The organism is Streptococcus jiangjianxini (genome assembly GCF_040225085.1).
Taxonomy (GTDB): Bacteria; Bacillota; Bacilli; order Lactobacillales; family Streptococcaceae; genus Streptococcus; species Streptococcus jiangjianxini.
In genome coordinates this window covers 22,238-44,286 of sequence record NZ_JBEHGL010000017.1, presented here as the reverse complement: position 1 = coordinate 44,286, position 22,049 = coordinate 22,238, and the positions used below count along the sequence as shown (strand labels likewise).

Below are 22,049 nucleotides of genomic sequence, written 5' to 3'. Positions count from 1 at the left end.
GGTGCACAATACAATAGACTTAAAAAAAACAGTTGCTGACATCATAAAAGATCACCCAGAACTTCAGGAGATTCTAGTAGAACTAGGTTTTAAACCTCTGGCAAATCCTGCGATGTTGAACACTGTTGGTAAGGTAACAAGTTTAAAATCTGGAGCAAAATTAGCTCATATCCCGATTGAAAAGATTAAAGAAACATTACTGATGCATGGGTATGATATAGAGGAATAACGTATGGACAATAATCGTATTGAGATACTAAAAGAAATTTTACTTGAACTTCATCAGGGTGCCAGTGCTGAATCCGTTCAGGAGCGTTTTAACGAGCATTTTACAGGAGTTTCAGCTTTAGAAATTTCAATGATGGAGCATGAGCTAATGTCTTCTGATACAGGGATAACGTTTGAGGATATTATGGGCTTATGTAACGTCCATGCTAACCTTTTTAAAGGTGCTGTCCAAGATGTGGAAGTAGCAGATGCTGACCAAGAGGGGCACCCTGTCTATGTTTTTAAACAGGAAAACCTAGCTCTGCGAGCTGCGATGCTTCGCATCCGCCGTATCTTGGATCATTTAACGAAACCTGAGCATGCAAAACTTTTTGATCAATTATCTAAGGGTTTAAAGCACCAGATGAGACTCCTAGGTCAATTTGATAGGCATTATACTCGGAAAGAAGAACTTTTTTTCCCAATTATGGAGCGATATGGTCATGATGCCCCACCTAAGGTAATGTGGGGGGTTGATGATGATATTCGAGACTTGTTTGCAGAAGCCAAGAATGCCGCTGACTCTTTACCAGAGGCGTCCATTGAACTGATTAAAGAAAAATTTGAAGCATTTGCAAGTGAATTCGAAGAAATGATTTTCAAAGAAGAATCTATCTTATTGATGATTCTATTGGAGACTTTTACGCAAGATGATTGGCTGGCTATTGCTAAAGATAGCGACAAGTATGGTTATGCTATTATTAAGCCAACCCAAGAATGGCAACCGCACCGTGAGGAATTTCTACAAACAAGCAAGCAGACCACAGATGATACGAATACTGAAAACCTTCCTGAGTATTCAGATACTAAAATTATAGAAACTGATACTGGCGTCTTCTCAATCACCTTTACACCAAAGAAAGAAAAAACGAAGGTTGATAGAACGACACCGCAGGCTTTTGGGAATGGCTATTTATCGGTTGACCAAGCTAATCTAATACTTAATCATTTACCTATGGAAATCACTTTTGTCAATAAAGAGGATATTTTCCAATATTATAATGATTATGCGTCAGCTGAAGATATGATATTTAAACGCAATCCTAGTCAAATTGGTCGTCATGTTGAACTGTGCCATCCTCCTAGAGTTTTGGAAAAAGTAAAAAAAGTTATGGAACTTCTCAAGTCTGGGCAAAAAGATAAAGTAACCATGTGGTTTAAGTCTGACAAAAGAGATATTTTTGTACATATTACCTATGCGGCCGTACGTAACGCTCATGGAGAATTCGAGGGTATTTTAGAATATGTTCAAGAGATCCAAGATTTCAGAGCCATAGATACAGATTTTAACAGAGATATTTTATAACTAAAGGCAATAAGGGTGAGAGCAAGTCGTTCTATTAATTAGCGGTTCTTGTGTCTCACTCTTTTTTTGCTTTATGATATAATAGCTATTATGATTAACGGAATTATCAACTTAAAGAAAGAGGCTGGAATGACCAGTCACGATGCAGTTTTTAAACTTCGTAAACTATTGCATGAAAAAAAGATAGGTCATGGTGGAACCTTGGATCCTGATGTCACAGGAGTTTTACCAATAGCGGTAGGAAAGGCAACCCGTGTGATTGAATTCATGACCGAAGCAGGAAAGGTCTATGAAGGTGACATAACATTTGGCTTCTCCACAACGACAGAAGATGCCAGTGGGGAAATGGTTGAGCGAACACCAATCACTAAGGATCTAACGGAAGAAGCTATTGATGCTGCGATGCGAACTTTGACTGGATCGATAACTCAAGTTCCTCCTATGTACTCAGCTGTAAAGGTTAATGGCAAAAAATTATATGAGTATGCTAGAGCGGGTGAAACGGTTGATCGCCCTGAACGCCATGTTGTGATTAAAGAATTTGTGAGAACTTCTCCTTTAGAGTTTGATGACGAATGGGTCAGATTTTCTTTCAAAGTTGCTTGTAGTAAAGGAACTTATGTGAGAACTCTTGCAGTTGATCTTGGAAAACGCCTCGGCTTTGCTAGTCACATGTCGCGACTAGAACGTACAGCATCTGCTGGTTTGAAACTCTCTGAAGCATACTGTTTAAAAGATATTCAAGAAATGATTGAGAAAGAAGATTTGAGCTTTCTGTTACCGATTGAATATGGGGTATCTGATTTACCTTCAGTCGAATTAAGCGATGATGATGTTGCTAATATTCGGTTTGGCAGGTTTATCAAGTTAGACAGTCAAGAGGCGACACTGGCAGCTTATTATAATGCCAAGGTTGTAGCTATTTTAGAAAAACGAGAAGATTTGTACAAACCAAGAAAAGTACTACTATCATGAAAATAAAAACGATACATTCTTATCAAGAAATTAATGAAGCTAAAAAAACAGTGCTTGTTTTAGGATATTTCGATGGCCTACATCAAGGGCACAAAGCACTGTTTGAACAGGCTAAAAAAATTGCTAATCAAAAAGACCTAAAGGTAATCGTATTAACTTTTGTTGAGTCTCCTAAATTGGCTTTTAGTCGATACACTCCTGATTTGTTGCTCCATATTACCTCGCCCCAAAAACGTTATGAAAAATTTGAAGAGTATGGTGTTGACACCTTATATTTAACTGATTTTACGAGTGATTTCGCCAAAGTAACCTCTGATCAATTTATTGATACTTATATTAGGCAGTTAAATCCAGATTCTATTGTTGTTGGCTTTGATTATCATTTTGGTCATAATCGAACAAATGCTGATTACCTTTCTAGAAATTTTGAAGGTAATGTCGTGACGGTAGCAGAAGTAACAGATGGTAAGCAGAAAATTAGTTCTACACTGATTCGAGAATTAATTCAAGAAGGTAATGTCCGTGAGGCCAATAAATTGCTTGGATATGAGTTTTCGACCAGAGGAATTGTTGTTCATGGTGACGCTCGTGGTCGAACGATTGGCTTTCCGACTGCTAATCTAGCACCTACCGATAGAACCCATATCCCGTCTGATGGTGTCTATGTGACAGATGTCTTAGTCAAGGGGAAACGATACCGCTCGATGACCAGTATTGGAAAAAATGTAACCTTTGGTGGGACGGAGATGCGCTTAGAAGTCAATATTTTTGATTTTTCAGGTGATATATACGGCGAAGAAATTGAAATATTCTGGTTGGAAAAGATTCGTGAAATGGAAAAATTCAATGGCATCGATGATTTAGTTGACCAATTGAAAAGTGATCAAGAAATTGCGATAAATTGGCAAAAAGCATAGCCAATCTACTTATTTTTTTGTATAATAAAAAATAAGTAGATTGATTAATGAGGCAGTATATGATTACTTTATTTTTATCACCAAGTTGTACCAGTTGTCGTAAAGCACGCGCTTGGTTAGAAAAGCATGACGTTGAATACGAAGAACACAACATTATCACAAGTCCTCTGACTCAAGACGGATTAATGTCTATTTTGTCATTCACTGAAAATGGCACAGAAGATATTATTTCAACGCGATCCAAAGTCTTTCAAAAATTAGATGTCGATGTGGATGACTTATCCGTTTCAGAATTGATTGATCTTATTGCTTCAAATCCTAGTCTGTTACGTCGACCAATTATCATGGATGCCAAACGCATGCAGATTGGTTTTAACGAGGATGAAATCCGTGCGTTTCTCCCTCGGGACTATCGCAAGCAAGAACTTCGCCAAGCGACTATTCGTGCTGAAATCGAGGGACAACATGCGCAATAACAATTATTCATACCCGCTTGATTTATCCTGGAGTACTGAAGAAATGACTTCAGTACTTCATTTTTTTAATCAAGTTGAAAAAGCGTACGAGAGTAAGGTCAGTGTGACAGTCTTACTAGAAGCTTATAAAGAGTTTAAAAAGGTTGTTCCTTCAAAAGGTGAGGAGAAACGTTTAGATAAAGATTTTGAGCAAGTCAGTGGCTACTCAACGTATCGAGCTGTGCAGGCAGCAAAATCGCAGACTGAAGGGTGGTTGAAGCTTGGAAAGTAAATTTTTATTTGCAAAATCCCTAATTAAGGAAGCTGGGTTATTTATTAAAGAAGCAATGCATCAGGATTTTGATATAGAAGAGAAGGCTGATGAGACTGATTTGGTCACCAGTTTAGATAAGCAATGTCAGGAACTAATGATTAAGGCTATCCTAAGAGCCTATCCAGATGATCATTTTCTTGCAGAAGAAGACGATGTTACTCATCCGATTTCTGACGGCAACGTTTGGGTTCTTGATCCAATTGATGGCACTGTTAATTTTATCGCCCAACAAGACCATTTTGCCATTATGATTGCCTATTATGAGAAGGGCATTGGTCAGTTTGGTCTGATTTTAGATGTCATGAAAGATGTTCTTTACTCAGGTGGCGGTCAATTTGATGTTTATGCGAATGATGTTAAGCTTGAAACCTATCACCATCGTTCTTTTAAGAGAAGTCTAGTTGGTGTGAATGCTCAAATGTATTTAGAAAACACGAATGGTCTCCGAGAATTCACTAAAACTGCTCTTGGTGTACGTGTTTACGGTGGCGCTGGCATCAGTATGGCTCAAGTGATGTCTGGAAAATTGCTAGCTTATTTCTCTCACATTGCTCCTTGGGATTACGCAGCGGCATCCATTATGGGCGAGAAACTAGGTTATTGTTTGTTGACAGTGACTGGGCAGAAAGCCGACTTTAAAAATCGACAGAAGGTCATGTTCGTCCCAAAAGAAGAATTGTCAGCCATTCAAAAATTGGTACATTAAATTAGATTAAGAAGAAGAGCCTCCAAAGGCTTTTTTTATAGGGCAATAGTTAGGAATTTGTTATAATATGACTATGGAATTACCAAAAGAATTTATCAAAAAATACCAAGAACTGCTCGGACATGAAGCTCAGCCTTTTTTAGAATCATTTGACAAAACGGCTATCTCAGCTTTTCGGACGAATCCCTTAAAGGAAGAGCAGATTGTGTTTGATGCCCCCATACCTGACACCCCATGGGGGCATTATGGAAAAATATCTGGAAAATCTGTTGAGCATGTGACAGGCCTAGTATACTCACAAGAGCCGGCTGCTCAAATGGTTGGCCAAGTTGCCAGTCCTAAATCAGATATGAAAGTTTTGGATTTAGCAGCCGCTCCAGGGGGAAAGACAACTCATTTGCTAAGTTATTTAAATAATACTGGACTTTTAGTCAGCAATGAAATAAGCACTAAACGAAGCAAAATTCTGGCTGAGAATGTGGAGCGATTTGGTGCCAGAAATGTCATTGTGACTAATGAATCGGCCGAACGATTAGCGAAGGTTTTTCCAAGTTATTTTGACTTAATTGTTTTTGATGGGCCTTGCTCTGGTGAAGGCATGTTCCGAAAAGATCCTGATGCGATGACTTATTGGCATGCTGGTTACCCAAATGAATTAGCTAATTTGCAAAAATCCATTTTAGCTGAGGCTATAACAATGCTGGCACCAGGAGGTGAGTTGGTTTATTCAACTTGCACATGGGCGCCAGAGGAAAACGAAGGTGTTGTTTCTTGGCTTTTAGAGAGTTTTGACAATTTGGAATTAACTCCGATTAAGCCAATAAACGGGATGACTAATAGTGAAATCATCCCAGGGACAGTTCGTATGTATCCTCATCGCTTTAAAGGAGAAGGGCAATTTATCGCTAAATTTAAAAATCTACGAAGCGAACCCAATAAGCCAAAAACAAAAAGTAAGAAACTATCAAAAACAACCTCAAGCGCTTTAACGAAAACACAAGTTGACCTTTGGAATCGCTTTTCAAGCGAGCACTTAACGACTGAGCTGGTTGGCTCTTACGAAACATTTGGTGATAATCTTTATCTGTTACCAGAAGGTTTACCAGACCTATCAAAGGTAAGAATTGCCAGAAATGGTCTTCATTTAGGAACATTTAAGAAGAATAGATTTGAGCCATCTTTTGCTTTAGGCGTGGCCTTAAAACCATCTGAGGTAGTACAGAATATAGAAATTAATATAGAACAGTTTAAGATTTATGTTTCTGGAAATCAGGTGCTTTTAGATCAAAACTACATTAATGGATGGTACCAAGTCGTTATAAATGGGAATGGTTTAGGATTTGCCAAAGTTGTTGGAAATCAGTTGAAAAACTATTACCCGAAAGGTTTACGGTTTCAATACTAACTGTTATTGAATACAATTTGATTCAAAAAGAAAGTCAGTTGATGGACTTCTTGATATAATAAATTTGTGCTATAGAGTTATCTGACAATATTAGAAAGATGCTTTTAGTACACCTTAAATTGATTTCGTTCTTCGGAGGAAAAAAAATGAAAAAGAAAAAGCTACTCACACTTGTGGGAATGCTTGCTGTAGTATTATTGTTCCTTTCTGGTTGTGCTAAGTGGATTGATAAAGGGGAAACGTCAACAGCAGTTGGCTCAACCGCCCTACAGCCACTTGTAGAGGCAGCGTCAGATGAGTTTAGTAAGCAAAATATTGGTAAGACCATCAATGTTCAAGGTGGGGGCTCTGGTACAGGACTTTCCCAGGTTCAATCAGGTGCCGTTCAAATTGGTAACAGTGACTTGTTTGCTGAGGAGAAAGATGGCATTGATGCCTCTAAGCTTGTAGATCATCGTGTAGCGGTTGCTGGCCTCGCTGTTATTGTTAATAAAGAAGTGTCAGTTGATAATTTGACAACAGAACAGTTACGTGATATTTTTTCCGGAAAGATTTCCAACTGGAGTGAAGTAGGTGGAAAAGATTTAAATATTTCTATTATTAACCGTGCAGCCAGTTCGGGATCACGTGCCACCTTTGATAGTGTTATCATGGGTGATGCTACTGCCAAGAAAAGTCAAGAACAGGACTCAAATGGTATGGTAAAATCCATTGTTTCTCAAACGCCCGGAGCCATTTCATACCTGGCCTTTGCCTATCTAGATGATAGTGTTAAAACAATGAAACTTAATGGATTTGAACCGTCTGCTAAAAATGTGGCTTCTAATGACTGGCCAATTTGGTCATATGAACACATGTATACAAAAGGTGAGCCGAAGGCTCTAACGAAAGAATTTTTAGACTTCATGTTGTCTGAAGAGGTTCAAGCCAATATCGTTACCGGAATGGGATACATTTCTATGAACGATATGAAAGTTGAGAAAACAGCTGATGGTAAAGTCTCACCAAAATAAAGGAGTAGAAATGAAGAATCAGGAATTGGCTAAGAAATTAGTCGCACCTTCAAAAAACTCTCGTCTTGAGAAGTTTGGTAAGACCATTACTTTTCTATGTCTTGCTTTAATTGTTTTTATCGTTGCGATGATTTTGATTTTTGTCGCTCAAAAAGGACTTTCAACATTCTTTGTTGATCGCATTAATGTCTTCAAATTTTTATTTGGTTCAGATTGGCAACCTAGTGTAAAGGGTCCAGATGGTAAACCTCTCATGGGAGCTCTGCCGATGATTATGGGATCTTTTATCGTAACCATTTTGTCAGCCTTGATTGCAACACCTTTTGCCATTGGAGCAGCAGTCTTTATGACAGAGGTTTCTCCTAAGTATGGTAGAAAAATCCTTCAACCAGCTGTTGAATTATTGGTTGGTATTCCATCTGTGGTTTATGGATTTATTGGTTTGCAAATCGTTGTACCATTTGTTCGTTCCATTTTTGGAGGAACAGGGTTTGGTATCTTGTCAGGGGTCTTTGTTCTTTTTGTTATGATTCTCCCAACGGTGACCTTTATGACAACTGACAGTCTTCGAGCTGTCCCTCGTCATTATCGTGAAGCTAGTATGGCTATGGGAGCCACACGTTGGCAAACCATTTGGCGTGTTGTTTTAAATGCCGCCCGCCCAGGTATTTTTACGGCTGTAATCTTCGGAATGGCACGCGCCTTTGGTGAAGCATTAGCTATCCAAATGGTTGTTGGTAACTCTGCTGTTATTCCAACGTCATTGACAACACCAGCAGCCACTCTAACATCAGTTTTAACAATGGGAATCGGTAATACTGTCATGGGAACAGTTCAAAATAACGTTCTCTGGTCGCTTGCCTTGGTCTTGCTCTTGATGAGTCTTGCCTTCAACACCCTCGTTAAATTCATTACAAGAGAGAGAAAGAGAAACTATGAACGCTAAAAAAATGGATAAATTAGCAACTGGTGTTCTCTACACCATTGCAGCGATTATCGTCGCAATCTTGGCATCGCTCATCCTCTTTATTTTGGTTCGCGGTCTGCCTCATATCAGTTGGTCCTTCTTGACTGGTAAATCTTCTTCATACGAAGCAGGTGGTGGTATTGGGATTCAATTATACAACTCCTTGTTCCTACTTGTGACCACCTTGATTATTTCAGTTCCTTTGTCAATGGGGGCAGGAATCTATCTTTCAGAATATGCTAAAAAAGGTCGGTTGACGAATTTCATTCGCACCTGTATCGAAATTTTATCTTCATTGCCATCAGTGGTTGTTGGTTTGTTTGGCTACTTGATCTTTGTTGTACAGTTTGAATATGGTTTTTCAATCATTTCTGGTGCCCTTGCCTTGACAGTCTTCAATCTTCCCCAAATGACGCGTACGGTTGAAGATAGTTTGCGTACGGTTCATCATACACAACGTGAGGCTGGTCTAGCGCTAGGCTTATCACGCTGGGAAACTGTTTTGCATGTTGTTGTCCCAGAAGCACTACCAGGGATTGTAACAGGGATTGTTTTGGCTTCAGGACGTATTTTTGGAGAAGCAGCAGCCTTGATCTACACAGCTGGTCAATCAGCTCCAGCCCTTGACTGGTCAAACTGGAATCCTCTAAGTGTAACCAGCCCGATCTCACCTTTCCGTCAGTCTGAAACATTAGCTGTTCATATTTGGAAAGTTAACAGTGAAGGAACCATTCCTGATGCTACTCTTGTATCAGCAGGATCAGCAGCAGTTTTATTAATCTTTATTTTGATTTTCAACCTGTCTGCTCGCTTTATTGGTAAGAAATTACACGAAAAACTAACATCAGCAACCTAATAAGGAGTTTATATGCCTGAGTATAATTGGGATGAAAGACATATCATCACTTTTCCTGAAGATAACCTCATTTTATCTACCAATGACTTGCATGTTTATTATGGTAAAAATGAAGCTATCAAAGGAATTGATATGCAATTCGAAAAAAATAAAATTACAGCTTTGATTGGCCCATCAGGATGTGGCAAGTCTACCTTTTTGCGTAGTTTAAATCGTATGAATGATACCATTGATATTGCTAAAGTGACAGGTGAAATCATGTATCAAGGCATTGATGTCAACGCACCTGAAATCAATGTCTATGAAATGCGTAAGCACATTGGGATGGTTTTCCAACGTCCAAATCCATTTGCAAAATCAATTTATAATAACATCACTTTTGCTCATGAACGTGCTGGTATTCGAGATAAAAAAGTGTTGGATGAAATTGTTGAAACCTCTCTAAAACAAGTTGGTCTATGGGATAAGGTAAAAGATGATCTTCATAAATCAGCTTTTACACTGTCAGGTGGACAGCAACAGCGTTTGTGTATTGCTCGCGCGATTTCTGTAAAACCTGAAATCCTTTTGATGGATGAGCCGGCATCAAATTTGGACCCAATTGCAACCATGCAACTGGAAGAAACTATGTTTGAGTTGAAGAAAAATTACTCTATCATTATCGTAACACACAACATGCAACAAGCTGCACGTGCTAGTGATTACACAGCTTTTTTCTATCTAGGTGATTTGATTGAATATGACAAAACCAAAACCATTTTCCAAAATGCTAAGTTACAGTCAACCAGCGATTATGTTTCAGGACGTTTTGGGTAGGAAGGAGAACGAATGACAAAACCAATTTTACAAGTCCGCGATTTGTCGGTATATTATGGTAAAAAGAAAGCTTTGAATAATGTGTCACTCGATATTTTTCCAAATGAAATCACAACCCTGATTGGTCCATCTGGCTCAGGTAAGTCCACTCTTCTTAGAGCCATTAACCGTATGGGAGATTTGAATCCAGAGTGGTCTTTAACAGGTTCTATTAGCTATGATGGTCAAAATATCTATAGTCCTAGAACAGATACTGTAGATTTGCGCAAAGAGATTGGGATGGTATTCCAACAACCGAATCCATTTCCAATGTCAATTTATGAAAACGTTGTTTATGGTTTACGTATCAAGGGTGTCAAAGATAAAGCGATTCTTGATGAAGCCGTGGAAAAATCTTTGATAGGTGCCTCTATCTGGAATGAAGTTAAAGATCGTCTTAATGATTCTGCGCTTGGTTTGTCTGGTGGTCAACAGCAGCGTGTTTGTGTAGCACGTGTCTTAGCAACTAGCCCACGCATTATTCTCTTAGATGAGCCAACATCGGCCTTGGATCCTATTTCCGCAGGGAAAATTGAAGAGACCTTGTATGGACTAAAAAGAGACTATACGATGGTTGTTGTGACACGTTCCATGCAGCAAGCATCACGAATTTCAGACCGTACCGGTTTCTTCCTTGATGGTCATTTAATTGAGTTTGAAAATACTAAAACCATGTTTATGAAGCCAAAACATAAAGAAACAGAAGACTATATTACTGGTAAATTTGGATAATCCAAATCAAAGAAAGAGGTAGCCTATGTTACGCACACAATTTGAAGAAGAATTAGATAAACTGCACAATCAATTTTATGCTATGGGAACAGAAGTCTTGGCGCAGATTAACAAAAGTGTCCGCGCCTTTGTTAGCCATGACCGTGACTTAGCTCAAGAAGTGATTGATGAAGATGAAGTGGTTAATAATTACGAAACCAAACTTGAAAAAAAATCACTTGAAATTATCGCTCTGCAACAACCAGTTTCACAAGATTTGCGAACAGTTATTACTGTTTTAAAAGCTTCTAACGACGTTGAGCGCATGGGCGATCATGCTTCTGCTATTGCAAAAGCAACGATTCGAATGAAGGGCGAGGAGCGCGTTCCTCACGTAGAAGCAGAAATTAGTAAGATGGGGAAAGCTGTTAAACGCATGTTAGAAGATGCCTTTAACGCTTATATCAATGGTGATGAAGCTGCTGCTCGCGAAGTTGCTGCTAAAGACGAAGAAATTGATGAATACTTCAGAACAATCCAGCATCAAGCAGTGGAAGGTATCAGAGAAAATCCTGAAGCAGCTTTTGCTGGCAAAGAGTATTTTCAAGTTCTCATGTATTTAGAACGTATTGGTGACTATGCTCGTAATATTTGCGAGTGGGTAGTCTATCTTAAAACTGGCAAGATTATCGAATTATAAGTCACTTTATGATATAATTAGGGGTGTTGGATTCAGCATCCTTTTCTTATTTTTTGGTTTTTACAACTAGTCTTAAGAGACAATCAAACCAATTAACACTCTTTGAAGATCAAAAGCAGACGTTGCTGACTTGATGAACGTCAGTTCTATCTCCGTCGGCGGCGCCTAGTCTAATTTCGATTTTCATTGAGTATAAAAAGTACTTAGGGAAATTCCCAGCTAATATTAAGGAGTATTATGAAAGTAGTTAAACACTTGATTGAAACGTTTATTCCAGAAAACTATAATCTTTTTCTTGATTTGAATCGTCAGGAAAAACAATTTTCAGGTAATGTTGCTATCACAGGAGAAGCGCTAGATAATCAGATTGCCTTGCATCAAAAAGGATTGCACATCGAATCTGTAAAACTAGATAATGAAACACTTACTTTTGAGATTGACCACGATAACGAATGTGTTCGTATTGATTCACCTGATACAGGTATGATGACACTTGTCATTGAATTTTCGGGCAAAATCACTGATAATATGACTGGTATTTACCCTTCTTATTACACTGAAGGTGGTGTCAAAAAAGAAGTTATTTCGACGCAGTTTGAAAGTCACTTTGCTCGAGAAGCTTTTCCGTGTATTGATGAACCTGAGGCAAAAGCGACATTTGATCTCTCCTTAAAATTTGATCAAGAAGAAGGAGAGAGAGCTCTCTCTAATATGCCTGAATCAAATCCTGAACTTCGTCAAGAAACAGGTGTCTGGAGCTTTGAAACCACACCAAGAATGTCTTCTTATTTGTTGGCTTTCGGTTTTGGAGACCTTCAAGGAAAAACACAAAAATCTAAAAATGGCACTGAAGTTGGAGTCTTCTCAACCAAGGCTCATCCTTTAAAATCACTTGATTTTGCGCTAGATATTGCGGTTCGTGTCATTGATTTCTATGAAGATTATTTTGGTGTTTCTTACCCAATCCCATTGTCATACCATCTAGCCCTTCCTGATTTTTCTGCGGGAGCTATGGAGAACTGGGGACTTGTTACTTACCGTGAAGTTTATCTTTTGGTGGATGAAAATTCTACGGCATCAAGTCGTCAACAAGTTGCGCTTGTTGTTGCTCATGAGTTAGCTCACCAATGGTTCGGAAATCTTGTAACGATGAAATGGTGGGATGATCTATGGTTAAACGAAAGTTTTGCCAATATGATGGAATACGTTTCTATCGATGCTATCGAACCTTCATGGAATATTTTTGAAGATTTCCAAACATCTGGTGTTCCACATGCCCTCAAACGCGATGCGACTGATGGGGTACAGTCAGTACATATTGAAGTAAAACATCCTGATGAAATTAATACCTTGTTTGATTCAGCTATTGTTTATGCCAAAGGAAGTCGTCTCATGCATATGTTGCGTCGTTGGCTTGGTGACGATGCCTTTGCTGCTGGATTGAAAGCTTACTTTAACAAACACCAATATCAAAACACAGTAGGATACGACTTATGGAGAGCCCTAGCAGATGCTTCTGGTAAGGATGTTGCTGGCTTTATGAATTCTTGGCTAGAGCAACCAGGTTATCCAGTTGTGACGGTGACTGTTGAAGATGATAACTTGGTTATTAGCCAAGAACAATTCTTTATTGGCGATGGGGAAAAAGTTGGTCGCTTGTGGCAGGTTCCACTTAATAGCAATTGGGTTGGTCTTCCAGATACCCTAACGGAAGAAAGTCTCGTTATTCCTAATTACAGCCAACTCGCTGCACAAAATAAGGGAGCCCTTCGCTTAAACACTGAGAATACAGCCCATTATATTTCAAATTATAAGGGTCAAGTTTTAGAGGCAATCCTTAACGATTTGGATAGTTTAGACGCAACGAGCCAACTGCAAGTAACCGAAGAACGTCGTTTATTGGCTGAAGGTGGAAAAATTTCTTACGCGGAGCTAGTTCCTCTGATCGAGCGATTAGCAAAAGCAGATTCATATATGGTTGTATCTGCCATCGTTTCTGTATTGAATGGTCTTGAGAAGTTTATTGATGAGAATAGTGAAGAAGAAGCTGCCAAACACGACTTGATTCGTCGTATTTTCTATGAGAAGTTTGAACGCTTAGGATTTCTTCCGAAACCAGGGGAGTCTGATGAAGATGAAATGGTTCGTCAATTAGTTTTGACTCAGTTAATTGAAGCGCGTGATGTCAATGTAACAACAGAAGCTAGTCAATTATTTAAACAGTATCACGATGATTTAGAGAAAATTCCTGCTTCCATTCGTACGGTACTCTTGGTCAATGAATTTAAATCTTCTGAAACAGCTGACCTTTTAAAAGAATACATTGACTACTATGTCACGACTAATGACGGCACCTTCAAACGCCAATTGTCTCAGGCTATTGCCAATACAAAGACAGAAAGCAATCTTTCAATAATTTTAGGCTTCCTAAAAGATAAAGATATCGTTAAACCACAGGACTTATCCTCTTGGTATGGAGCTCTTTTAAGTCACAGATTTAGTCAAGCTACCGTATGGAACTGGTCAAAAGATAACTGGGACTGGATAAAAGAAGTTCTTGGCGGTGATATGAGTTTTGATGCTTTCGTTATCATACCTTCTCGCTTATTTAAAACAGCAAAAGCATTTGAAGAATATAAAACTTTCTTCGAACCTCAATTGGATGATATGGCAATTAGCCGTAATATTGCTATGGGGATAAAAGAAATTTCAGCTCGACTTGAATTAATCAACCAAGAAAAAGATGCCGTTTCAAAAGCCCTTTTGAAATAAGGTAACATCAGCCTATCTCATAAAAAAACGAGTCCACCACAGTAACATTCTGAGATTGGACTCGTTTTTTATCCCCATAAATTGGATAAATACAGAGACTTTAGCTTTAGTTAAGCCTGCTGAATTACAATAATAGAAATCTTAAATAACAAAAATACTCTTGTAAGGACTGAAACAAGTGGCTTAGCTAAGCATAATTAGGTATAATGTAAGAACAAAGGAGAAATGTTTTATGATAAAATTGCTCTTGGTTGAAGATGATTTGAGTTTATCCAATTCAGTATTTGATTTTCTAGATGATTTTGCAGATGTGATGCAGGTTTTCGATGGTGAAGAAGGTCTGTATGAAGCTGAATCCGGTGTTTATGATCTTATTTTGTTAGATCTTATGCTTCCTGAAAAAAATGGCTTCCAGGTGTTGAAAGAATTACGAGAAAAAGGAATCACGACACCAGTTCTTATCATGACAGCCAAAGAAAGCTTAGATGATAAAGGTCATGGTTTTGAACTGGGGGCTGATGATTATTTAACAAAACCATTTTACCTTGAAGAACTAAAAATGCGTATTCAGGCGCTGTTGAAACGCTCTGGCAAACTAACCAATAATACCATTATTTACGGAGATCTTAAGGTTGATACTTCGATCAATAGTGTTACGGTCAATGGTAACAATGTAGAACTTTTGGGGAAAGAATTTGAATTGTTGTTGTATTTCCTACAAAACCAAAATGTTATTTTGCCTAAAACCCAGATTTTTGATCGACTTTGGGGTTTTGACAGTGATACGACGATCTCAGTCGTTGAAGTTTACGTTTCAAAAATTCGTAAAAAACTAAAGGGCACAAGTTTTGCAGAAAACTTACAAACCTTAAGAAGCGTTGGCTACATTTTAAAAGATGCATAAATACATACAACAAAAGATACATTCGGACAACTTTAATCCATTTATTCACTTCGCGGCCGTTTTCACAGCTATTTTCTTTGTCATGACCATTATAATCCTTCAAATTATGCGGTTAGGTTTGTACTCATCGACAGATAGTAGCCTGAAGCAGGCTAGAGGTGTTATTTCAACCTATATTGATATGACCATGTCACGAACCTACTCTTGGAAGTCCGTTGAAAATGGTATCAATATTACTATTGAGCCAAGCAAAATTAACCCTGATGATAATTTAGTCGCAGCGTTAGATGTTATTGTTTATGACAAGCATGGGAATATCCTTAATACGCTGGATGCCTATTCTGAGTTTTCACGAGTGCGTTTGAAAAAATCACAGTTAAATACTATTGTAAAACGAAGGCTTTTAAATGCTTATGGTCACTCTGAAAACTACCGTAGTGTCACCTTGGAAGTCTCAGATCCTGCCTATCCTCAAGCAAAATACATCAGTTTTTTAGCTAGTACCAGACAATTAGATGAAGCCTATGATCGCTATGTCAAAGTAGTAGTAACAATCATGATGATATTTTGGTTCATATCTGTTATCACCAGTGTTTATTTAGCAAAATGGAGCCGTAAACCTATCATTGCTAGTTATGAGAAACAAAAACGTTTTGTTGAAAACGCTAGTCATGAATTAAGAACGCCACTAACAGTTCTACAAAATCGCTTGGAAACCCTATTTAGAAAACCAAATGATACGATTTTAGAACATAGCGAAAACATAGCGGCTAGTCTTGATGAAGTCAGAAACATGAGGCTATTAACAACAAATCTTTTGAATTTAGCAAGAAGAGATGACGGTATTCATCCCAAAATAGAAGAATTAGCACCTTCCTTTTTCGATGATATTTTTGATAATTATCAATTGATCGCAGAAGAAAACGGGAAACAACTGCTATTGACAAATCAGATCAGTCGCCCACTGAAATCTGATAAGACATTGATGAAGCAGTTGGTGACAATCTTATTTGATAATGCTCTAAAATATACTGGTGATTCCGGTATCATAGCGATTTCAGTAGAAAACAAGGGCCGTCGATTCTTACTAAAAGTATCTGATAATGGCCCTGGTATATCTAATGATGATAAACAGAAAATTTTTGATCGATTTTATCGGGTAGATAAGGCGAGAACAAGACAAACCGGAGGCTTCGGGTTGGGTTTATCATTAGCTAAACAGATTGTTGATGCTTTTGGAGGGGAAATCTCTGTTAAAGATAACGAACCTAGTGGAACTGTTTTTGAAGTTCTGATATAGCGACAACTTAAAAGCTAAGTGCTATCCAGGCGCTTAGCTTTTTTATAAACAATTGAAATAAAAACAGTACAGACAGGAAACAAATACAGGCACAGCATTCTTGCTAGATTTTCTGAGGGGCGATATGTTCTATCCTTGTTTCAGTTAACTGTTTTGGAACAGAACTTTTGAGTAAAGAAAAAGAGCCATCATCTGACGACTCGATTTTTAGATTGATTAGCCAAGTTTTGTAGCAAGACGCGCTTTATCACGGCTAGCTTTGTTTGCGTGGATCAAACCTTTTGATTTTGCTTTATCGATGCTTGAAGAAGCAGCTCGGAAAAGCTCTTCAGTTGGGTTAGCTTCAAAAGCTTTAATCGCAGAACGCATAGCTGATTTTTGTGCTGAGTTTTTTTCGTTACGTTTAACGTTAAGTTCAGCGCGTTTGATAGCTGATTTAATATTTGCCAAAGTATTCACCTCCATATTTACTAACTCTATTATTATATAAGAAAATGATGGCTTTGACAAGTCTTTCTCACTTTTTGAGGTAAATTTCATCGATTTTATGGTTGTGAGATTTATGTAAGATAATATCCGCACGATTACGTGATGGTTCGATGTAATGTTTTAGATTGAGAAGATTGATGTTTTTCCATGTGGTCTTCGCAATATCTAAAGCTTCATGCTGACTTAATTGTGTAAAACGATAGTAATAGTTATCTTTATCTTCCTTTGCAATTATAAGCAATTTGGCAAAACGTTCCAAATACCACTCTTCAATATGTTCGACATTTGCATCAATGTAAATGGAAAAATCAAAGTAGTCGGCCATGTAAAGGCGTTCATTTTGAGGATTTTGAAAGACATTGATGCCTTCAACGATTAGGAAATCTGGCGCTGCCAGAGACATCATCTGATTAGGAATAATATCATAAATTTCATGAGAATAAATGGGAATATCAACGGTTCCACCATTTTTGATACTATCTAAAAAGTGAAGCAGTCGTGGCATGTCGTAGGATTCAGGAAAACCTTTTCGATTAAGAATTCCTTTATCAATCAAAGTTTGGTTAGGAAATAAAAAACCATCAGTCGTAACCAATTCCACTTGGCTTTCTGGGTATGTTCGACTTAATAGTAATTGTAGCAACCGACTTGTTGTGGATTTGCCAACAGCCACAGATCCAGAGACTCCAATGATAAAGGGGCGTTGATTGGGTTCATCCTTTAAGAAGAGGCTTTTAGAGAAAGCTAAGTCGTCAATGCTTTTTTTGTAAATTTTAATGAGATTGATCAGTGGAAGATAGATATCTTTAACATCCCCTAAATCAATTTTATCGTTCAAACTTCTGAGTGCTTCAAGCTCTTCAGAAGTAAGTAGTGCGGGTGTATGACGATGAAGTTGTTGCCAATCCTGTCTAGACATACTTTTAAAATTAATTAAATCGTGAATCATAATGTAAACTCCTGACCAACATTATAACAATAAAAAAGAAAAATGAAAACAGTTTCAAAAAAACTAGTACAAAAGGCAAAATTATGATAAAATAATACCACAAAAGCAAGTAGAAAAGAGATAAGATGGCTAACATGTACTACGAGGAAAATCCTAATAGCAGTCATGATATTCAAGAGTTGAAAGTGACACTTTTGGGTGAGAGTTTCCGGTTTAAGACGGATGCAGGTGTCTTTTCAAAAAAAATGATTGATTTTGGAAGTCAAGTGTTATTAAACACATTAACCTTTGACTCTGATGATAGTGTGCTAGATGTGGGTTGTGGATATGGTCCACTTGGAATTTCTTTGGCCAAAGTTCAAGGCGTGAAAGCTACAATGGTAGATATTAATAATCGTGCGCTTGATTTAGCAAAAGAAAATGCTAAATCCAACAAGGTAGAAGTCGAGATTTACCAATCTAATATTTATGAGAAAGTTACTGGAAAGTTTGACCATATTATTTCTAATCCCCCCATTCGTGCTGGTAAAGAGATTGTTCATACAATATTGGAAGAATCTTTTCATTATCTCAATGAGGGTGGGGATTTAACAATCGTCATTCAAAAGAAACAGGGTGCTCCAAGTGCCAAGACTAAAATGGAAGAAGTTTTTGGCAATGTTGACACTCTGAAAAAAGATAAAGGCTATTACATTTTAAGGAGTGTTAAAGAATGAGAGCAGTAGATTTAATTCAAAAAAAACGCGATGGCTATGAGCTTACAACAGAGGAAATCAACTGGTTAATCGATGGTTACGTATCTGGCCAAGTTCCAGATTACCAAATGGCAGCATGGGCAATGGCTGTCTACTTTAAAGGAATGTCAACTCGTGAAACCAGCGATTTAACAATGGCTATGGTGGCTACTGGGGAGCAGATTGATCTTTCTGCTATTGAAGGCATCAAGACGGATAAACATTCAACTGGCGGTGTCGGAGATAAAGTGACCTTGATTTTAGCACCATTAGTAGCTAGTTTTGGAGTACCTGTTGCTAAAATGAGTGGTCGTGGATTGGGACACACTGGAGGAACCCTTGATAAACTAGAATCTATTAAAGGCTATCAAATTGAAAGAACTCAAGAAGAGTTTATCAAACAAGTTCAAGAGATTGGCATATCAGTCATTGGACAATCTGACCAATTGGTTCGTGCGGATAAATTACTCTATGCCCTTAGGGACGTGACGGCTACCGTAGATATTATTCCTTTGATTGCAAGTTCTGTTATGAGCAAGAAAATCGCTGCAGGCTCAGATGCAATCTTACTTGATGTTACAGTCGGCGAAGGTGCTTTTATGAAGACAATTGAGGAAGCAGAAGTATTGGCTGAAACAATGGTGGCTTTAGGAAAGGCTGTTGGTCGTAAAACGGTTGCGGTTATTACTGATATGAGTCAACCAGTTGGGCAAGCCATTGGAAATCGTTTGGAAGTTCTGGAAGCTCTTGAAATTATGAAAGGGCAAGGCCGTGATGATGTGACACATTTCATTTGTGAACTTGCTCAAATCATGCTCAGCTTAGCTGGGAAAGACGTTGATTTGGAAACTATCCACGACCACTTAGTCAATGGTAAAGCACTGGCAAAATTTGAAGAAATGGTAGTGGCGCAAGGAGGTGATTTAACAGATTTACATCGTCAATCATCAGCCGAATTTATTACTGATATCAAAGCAGACAAGGATGGTTTTATCGAAGCATTACCTGCATTAGACTTTGGACTATTCGCCATGAGATTAGGAGCAGGGCGTGCTGTAAAAACCGATTCTCTAGATTATGAAAGCGGTATAGTGTTCGTGAAAAAGATTGGTGATAGTGTTAACAAGGATGAAATCGTCGCAAAAATCTACTCAAACCAAAAATTAACTGAAAATCTACTTACAGAATTCAAAAAAAATGTTAAAATAGGTATGACTAAAAATCAACCTAAAGAAATTGTAAAAATCATATCTTAGGAGATAGCTAAAATGAAATTTAACCGTTTGATTGATCATACTTTGTTAAAGCCGGAAAGCACACAAGAACAAGTTGACAAGCTTATTGCAGAAGCAAAAGAGTATGAATTTGCCAGTGTTTGTGTTAACCCAACTTGGGTTGAGTATGCTAGTGAAAAATTAGCAGATACTCCCGTGAAAGTTTGTACGGTAATTGGCTTCCCTCTGGGAGCAAACACTAGTGCTACCAAGGCTTTTGAAACTAAAAATGCCATTGAAAATGGTGCTGATGAGATTGATATGGTTATCAATATTGGCGCAGTTAAGGATGGCAATTTTGACCTAGTCGAGGCAGATATTGCAGCGGTCGTCAATGCAAGTGGTGATAAGCTTGTCAAAGTTATCATTGAAACTTGTCTCTTAACAGATGATGAAAAAGTTAAAGCTTGTAAAGCTGCCGTATCAGCAGGAGCTGATTTCGTCAAAACATCAACTGGCTTTTCAATTGGTGGCGCAAATGTACATGACGTTGCTCTAATGCGCGAAACAGTGGGACCAGATATTGGTGTTAAAGCTTCAGGTGGCGCGCGTTCTCTTGAAGATGTTAAACAGTTTGTTGAAGCTGGGGCTACTCGAATTGGAACATCATCTGGTGTTGCCATTGTTCAAGGAGAGTTAGCTGATGGAAACTATTGATCTCATCACTTTAGCTAAAGAAGCTAGCCAAAACGCATACGTGCCCTATTCTCACTTTCCAATTGGTGCTGCTGTTTTAACAAAAACTGGCCAAGTTTTTCAAGGCTGTAATATTGAAAATATCAGTTTTGGCTTATGTAATTGCGGGGAACGTACAGCAATATTCAAAGCAGTCTCTGAAGGCTATCGCGAGCTGGAAACAATAGCTGTCTATGGTGCAACAAAGGAGCCAGTTTCGCCCTGTGGCGCTTGTCGTCAAGTGATGGTTGAGTTTTTCGAACCAACCTCTAAAGTTATCTTAATTTCGCAAAATGGTAAGACAGTCGAGATGACAGTCGAAGAGTTACTTCCATACTCTTTCACAGATTTAGATTAATCTGTTTGTTGTTGACCTTTTTGGTTATGAGCTCGCAACCTAGTTGCAATATTTTTTAGGAGGATTCATTACGATGAACAAAAAGATTGTTGGTGTTGGTCTTGCATCAGTAGCTGTGCTTACTCTTGCTGCATGTGGAAACCGTGGTGGTTCAAAATCAGATAATGGCGATTCTGGACTTAAAGTTGCAATGGTAACTGATACTGGTGGTGTTGATGACAAATCATTTAACCAATCAGCTTGGGAAGGACTTCAAGCTTGGGGTAAAGAGAATGGCTTGAAGAAAGGTAAAGGATTCGATTATTTCCAATCAACAAGTGAATCTGATTATGCTAATAACCTAGATACAGCTATTTCAAGTGGTTATAAACTTGTTTTTGGTATTGGATTTGCGCTTCATGACGCTATCGAAAAAGTTGCTCAAGATAATACAGATACAAACTTTGTCATCATCGATGATGTTATCGAAGGAAAAGATAACGTTGCAAGTGCAACATTTGCTGATAATGAAGCAGCTTACTTAGCTGGTATCGCTGCTGCTAAAACAACTAAGACTAAAAAAGTTGGTTTTGTAGGTGGTATGGAATCAGATGTTATCACTCGTTTTGAAAAAGGATTTGAAGCAGGTGTTAAATCTGTTGACGATTCTATTGAAATTAAAGTAGATTACGCTGGTTCATTTGGTGATGCTGCTAAAGGTAAAACGATTGCTGCAGCACAATACGCTAGTGGTGCAGACATTGTCTACCAAGTTGCTGGAGGAACTGGTGTTGGTGTCTTCAGCGAAGCAAAATCACTTAACGAAGGCAAAAAAGAATCAGAAAAGGTTTGGGTTATCGGGGTTGACCGTGACCAAAAAGATGAAGGTAAATATACCTCAAAAGATGGCAAAGAGTCTAACTTTGTTTTAGCTTCTACACTTAAAGAAGTTGGTAAAACAGTTGAACTTATTTCAGGTCAAGCTAAAGATAACAAATTCCCTGGTGGTGATGTAACTGTCTATGGTCTCAAAGATGGTGGTGTTGACATCGCTACAACAAATGTTGATGAGGCAACTGTTAAAGAAATTAACAAAGCCAAAGAACAAATTAAATCAGGTGAAATTAAAGTACCTAAAAAATAAGTCT

At 38.1% G+C, this 22,049-nt stretch carries 24 protein-coding genes; 22 read left to right on the top strand and 2 right to left on the bottom strand.

The features are described 5' to 3' along the window. The first annotated feature begins 1 nt into the window (after nucleotide 1). From ABP870_RS08075 to ABP870_RS07995, 17 genes are all read left to right on the top strand, one after another. The gene (locus ABP870_RS08075; protein ID WP_350014944.1) at nucleotides 2–229 is read left to right on the top strand and encodes a DUF1858 domain-containing protein; all 228 of its coding nucleotides are present in this window, start codon (nucleotides 2–4) and stop codon (nucleotides 227–229) included. 3 nt (nucleotides 230–232) lie between these two features. Further along, a complete protein-coding gene (locus tag ABP870_RS08070) occupies nucleotides 233–1,573 on the top strand; it encodes a DUF438 domain-containing protein (RefSeq protein ID WP_350014943.1) in 1,341 nt (446 codons plus the stop codon). A gap of 90 nt (nucleotides 1,574–1,663) precedes the next feature. Further along, complete coding sequence (truB, locus tag ABP870_RS08065) at nucleotides 1,664–2,548, top strand: tRNA pseudouridine(55) synthase TruB (protein ID WP_350014942.1); 885 nt, start codon at nucleotides 1,664–1,666, stop codon at nucleotides 2,546–2,548. Next, complete coding sequence (locus ABP870_RS08060) at nucleotides 2,545–3,465, top strand: bifunctional riboflavin kinase/FAD synthetase (protein ID WP_350014940.1); 921 nt, start codon at nucleotides 2,545–2,547, stop codon at nucleotides 3,463–3,465. The genes truB and ABP870_RS08060 overlap by 4 nt, the downstream gene beginning before the upstream one ends. Nucleotides 3,466–3,524: 59 nt before the next feature. Further along, nucleotides 3,525–3,941, top strand: coding sequence for a Spx/MgsR family RNA polymerase-binding regulatory protein (locus ABP870_RS08055; RefSeq protein ID WP_062708438.1), 417 nt, complete (start codon nucleotides 3,525–3,527; stop codon nucleotides 3,939–3,941). Next, the gene (locus ABP870_RS08050; RefSeq protein WP_350014939.1) at nucleotides 3,931–4,212 is read left to right on the top strand and encodes a UPF0223 family protein; all 282 of its coding nucleotides are present in this window, start codon (nucleotides 3,931–3,933) and stop codon (nucleotides 4,210–4,212) included. Before ABP870_RS08055 ends, ABP870_RS08050 begins: the two co-directional genes overlap by 11 nt. Further along, complete coding sequence (locus tag ABP870_RS08045; RefSeq protein ID WP_350014938.1) at nucleotides 4,202–4,960, top strand: inositol monophosphatase family protein; 759 nt, start codon at nucleotides 4,202–4,204, stop codon at nucleotides 4,958–4,960. Before ABP870_RS08050 ends, ABP870_RS08045 begins: the two co-directional genes overlap by 11 nt. A gap of 73 nt (nucleotides 4,961–5,033) precedes the next feature. Next, nucleotides 5,034–6,365, top strand: a complete 1,332-nt coding sequence (locus tag ABP870_RS08040; protein ID WP_350014951.1) for an RsmF rRNA methyltransferase first C-terminal domain-containing protein — start codon at nucleotides 5,034–5,036, stop codon at nucleotides 6,363–6,365. Between the two features lie 146 nt (nucleotides 6,366–6,511). Further along, nucleotides 6,512–7,378: a phosphate ABC transporter substrate-binding protein PstS gene (locus tag ABP870_RS08035; RefSeq protein WP_350014937.1), complete on the top strand. Its 867-nt coding sequence runs from the start codon at nucleotides 6,512–6,514 to the stop codon at nucleotides 7,376–7,378. A gap of 10 nt (nucleotides 7,379–7,388) precedes the next feature. Then, nucleotides 7,389–8,324 carry a phosphate ABC transporter permease subunit PstC gene (gene pstC, locus ABP870_RS08030; protein WP_350014936.1) on the top strand — a complete coding sequence of 312 codons (936 nt, stop codon included), beginning with the start codon at nucleotides 7,389–7,391 and terminating at the stop codon, nucleotides 8,322–8,324. Further along, entirely contained in the window at nucleotides 8,314–9,201 is an 888-nt protein-coding gene (gene pstA, locus ABP870_RS08025) for a phosphate ABC transporter permease PstA (RefSeq protein WP_350014935.1), read from the top strand. Before pstC ends, pstA begins: the two co-directional genes overlap by 11 nt. Nucleotides 9,202–9,213: 12 nt before the next feature. Continuing rightward, nucleotides 9,214–10,017, top strand: coding sequence for a phosphate ABC transporter ATP-binding protein PstB (gene pstB / locus ABP870_RS08020; protein ID WP_350014934.1), 804 nt, complete (start codon nucleotides 9,214–9,216; stop codon nucleotides 10,015–10,017). 12 nt (nucleotides 10,018–10,029) lie between these two features. Beyond that, nucleotides 10,030–10,788: a phosphate ABC transporter ATP-binding protein PstB gene (gene pstB / locus ABP870_RS08015; RefSeq protein WP_350014933.1), complete on the top strand. Its 759-nt coding sequence runs from the start codon at nucleotides 10,030–10,032 to the stop codon at nucleotides 10,786–10,788. A 25-nt stretch (nucleotides 10,789–10,813) separates the two neighbouring features. Continuing rightward, the gene (gene phoU / locus ABP870_RS08010) at nucleotides 10,814–11,467 is read left to right on the top strand and encodes a phosphate signaling complex protein PhoU (RefSeq protein ID WP_350014932.1); all 654 of its coding nucleotides are present in this window, start codon (nucleotides 10,814–10,816) and stop codon (nucleotides 11,465–11,467) included. 237 nt (nucleotides 11,468–11,704) lie between these two features. Beyond that, nucleotides 11,705–14,239, top strand: a complete 2,535-nt coding sequence (locus ABP870_RS08005; RefSeq protein ID WP_350014931.1) for a M1 family metallopeptidase — start codon at nucleotides 11,705–11,707, stop codon at nucleotides 14,237–14,239. 232 nt (nucleotides 14,240–14,471) lie between these two features. After that, nucleotides 14,472–15,143 (top strand): response regulator transcription factor, encoded by a 672-nt coding sequence (locus tag ABP870_RS08000; RefSeq protein ID WP_350014930.1) that lies wholly within the window; start codon nucleotides 14,472–14,474, stop codon nucleotides 15,141–15,143. Then, nucleotides 15,136–16,443: a sensor histidine kinase gene (locus tag ABP870_RS07995; protein WP_350014929.1), complete on the top strand. Its 1,308-nt coding sequence runs from the start codon at nucleotides 15,136–15,138 to the stop codon at nucleotides 16,441–16,443. The genes ABP870_RS08000 and ABP870_RS07995 overlap by 8 nt, the downstream gene beginning before the upstream one ends. A 216-nt stretch (nucleotides 16,444–16,659) precedes the next feature. On the opposite strand, the gene rpsT is transcribed toward ABP870_RS07995, so the two are convergent. Then, nucleotides 16,660–16,908 (bottom strand): 30S ribosomal protein S20, encoded by a 249-nt coding sequence (gene rpsT, locus ABP870_RS07990; protein WP_062708474.1) that lies wholly within the window; start codon nucleotides 16,906–16,908, stop codon nucleotides 16,660–16,662. 52 nt (nucleotides 16,909–16,960) lie between these two features. Then, nucleotides 16,961–17,881, bottom strand: coding sequence for a type I pantothenate kinase (gene coaA / locus ABP870_RS07985; RefSeq protein ID WP_350014928.1), 921 nt, complete (start codon nucleotides 17,879–17,881; stop codon nucleotides 16,961–16,963). A 125-nt stretch (nucleotides 17,882–18,006) separates the two neighbouring features. Here coaA and ABP870_RS07980 point away from each other — a divergent pair, with 125 nt between their 5' ends. The 5 genes from ABP870_RS07980 (at nucleotide 18,007) to ABP870_RS07960 (ending at nucleotide 22,045) form a co-directional block, all read left to right on the top strand. Next, nucleotides 18,007–18,597 carry a class I SAM-dependent methyltransferase gene (locus ABP870_RS07980; protein ID WP_350014927.1) on the top strand — a complete coding sequence of 197 codons (591 nt, stop codon included), beginning with the start codon at nucleotides 18,007–18,009 and terminating at the stop codon, nucleotides 18,595–18,597. Beyond that, complete coding sequence (locus tag ABP870_RS07975) at nucleotides 18,594–19,871, top strand: pyrimidine-nucleoside phosphorylase (RefSeq protein WP_350014926.1); 1,278 nt, start codon at nucleotides 18,594–18,596, stop codon at nucleotides 19,869–19,871. The genes ABP870_RS07980 and ABP870_RS07975 overlap by 4 nt, the downstream gene beginning before the upstream one ends. A gap of 12 nt (nucleotides 19,872–19,883) precedes the next feature. Next, nucleotides 19,884–20,546, top strand: coding sequence for a deoxyribose-phosphate aldolase (gene deoC / locus ABP870_RS07970; RefSeq protein WP_350014925.1), 663 nt, complete (start codon nucleotides 19,884–19,886; stop codon nucleotides 20,544–20,546). Then, on the top strand, nucleotides 20,533–20,922 hold the full coding sequence (locus ABP870_RS07965) for a cytidine deaminase (protein ID WP_350014924.1): 390 nt from the start codon (nucleotides 20,533–20,535) through the stop codon (nucleotides 20,920–20,922). Before deoC ends, ABP870_RS07965 begins: the two co-directional genes overlap by 14 nt. Before the next feature lie 73 nt (nucleotides 20,923–20,995). After that, nucleotides 20,996–22,045: a BMP family lipoprotein gene (locus tag ABP870_RS07960; RefSeq protein ID WP_350014923.1), complete on the top strand. Its 1,050-nt coding sequence runs from the start codon at nucleotides 20,996–20,998 to the stop codon at nucleotides 22,043–22,045. The last annotated feature ends 4 nt before the right edge of the window (nucleotides 22,046–22,049 follow it).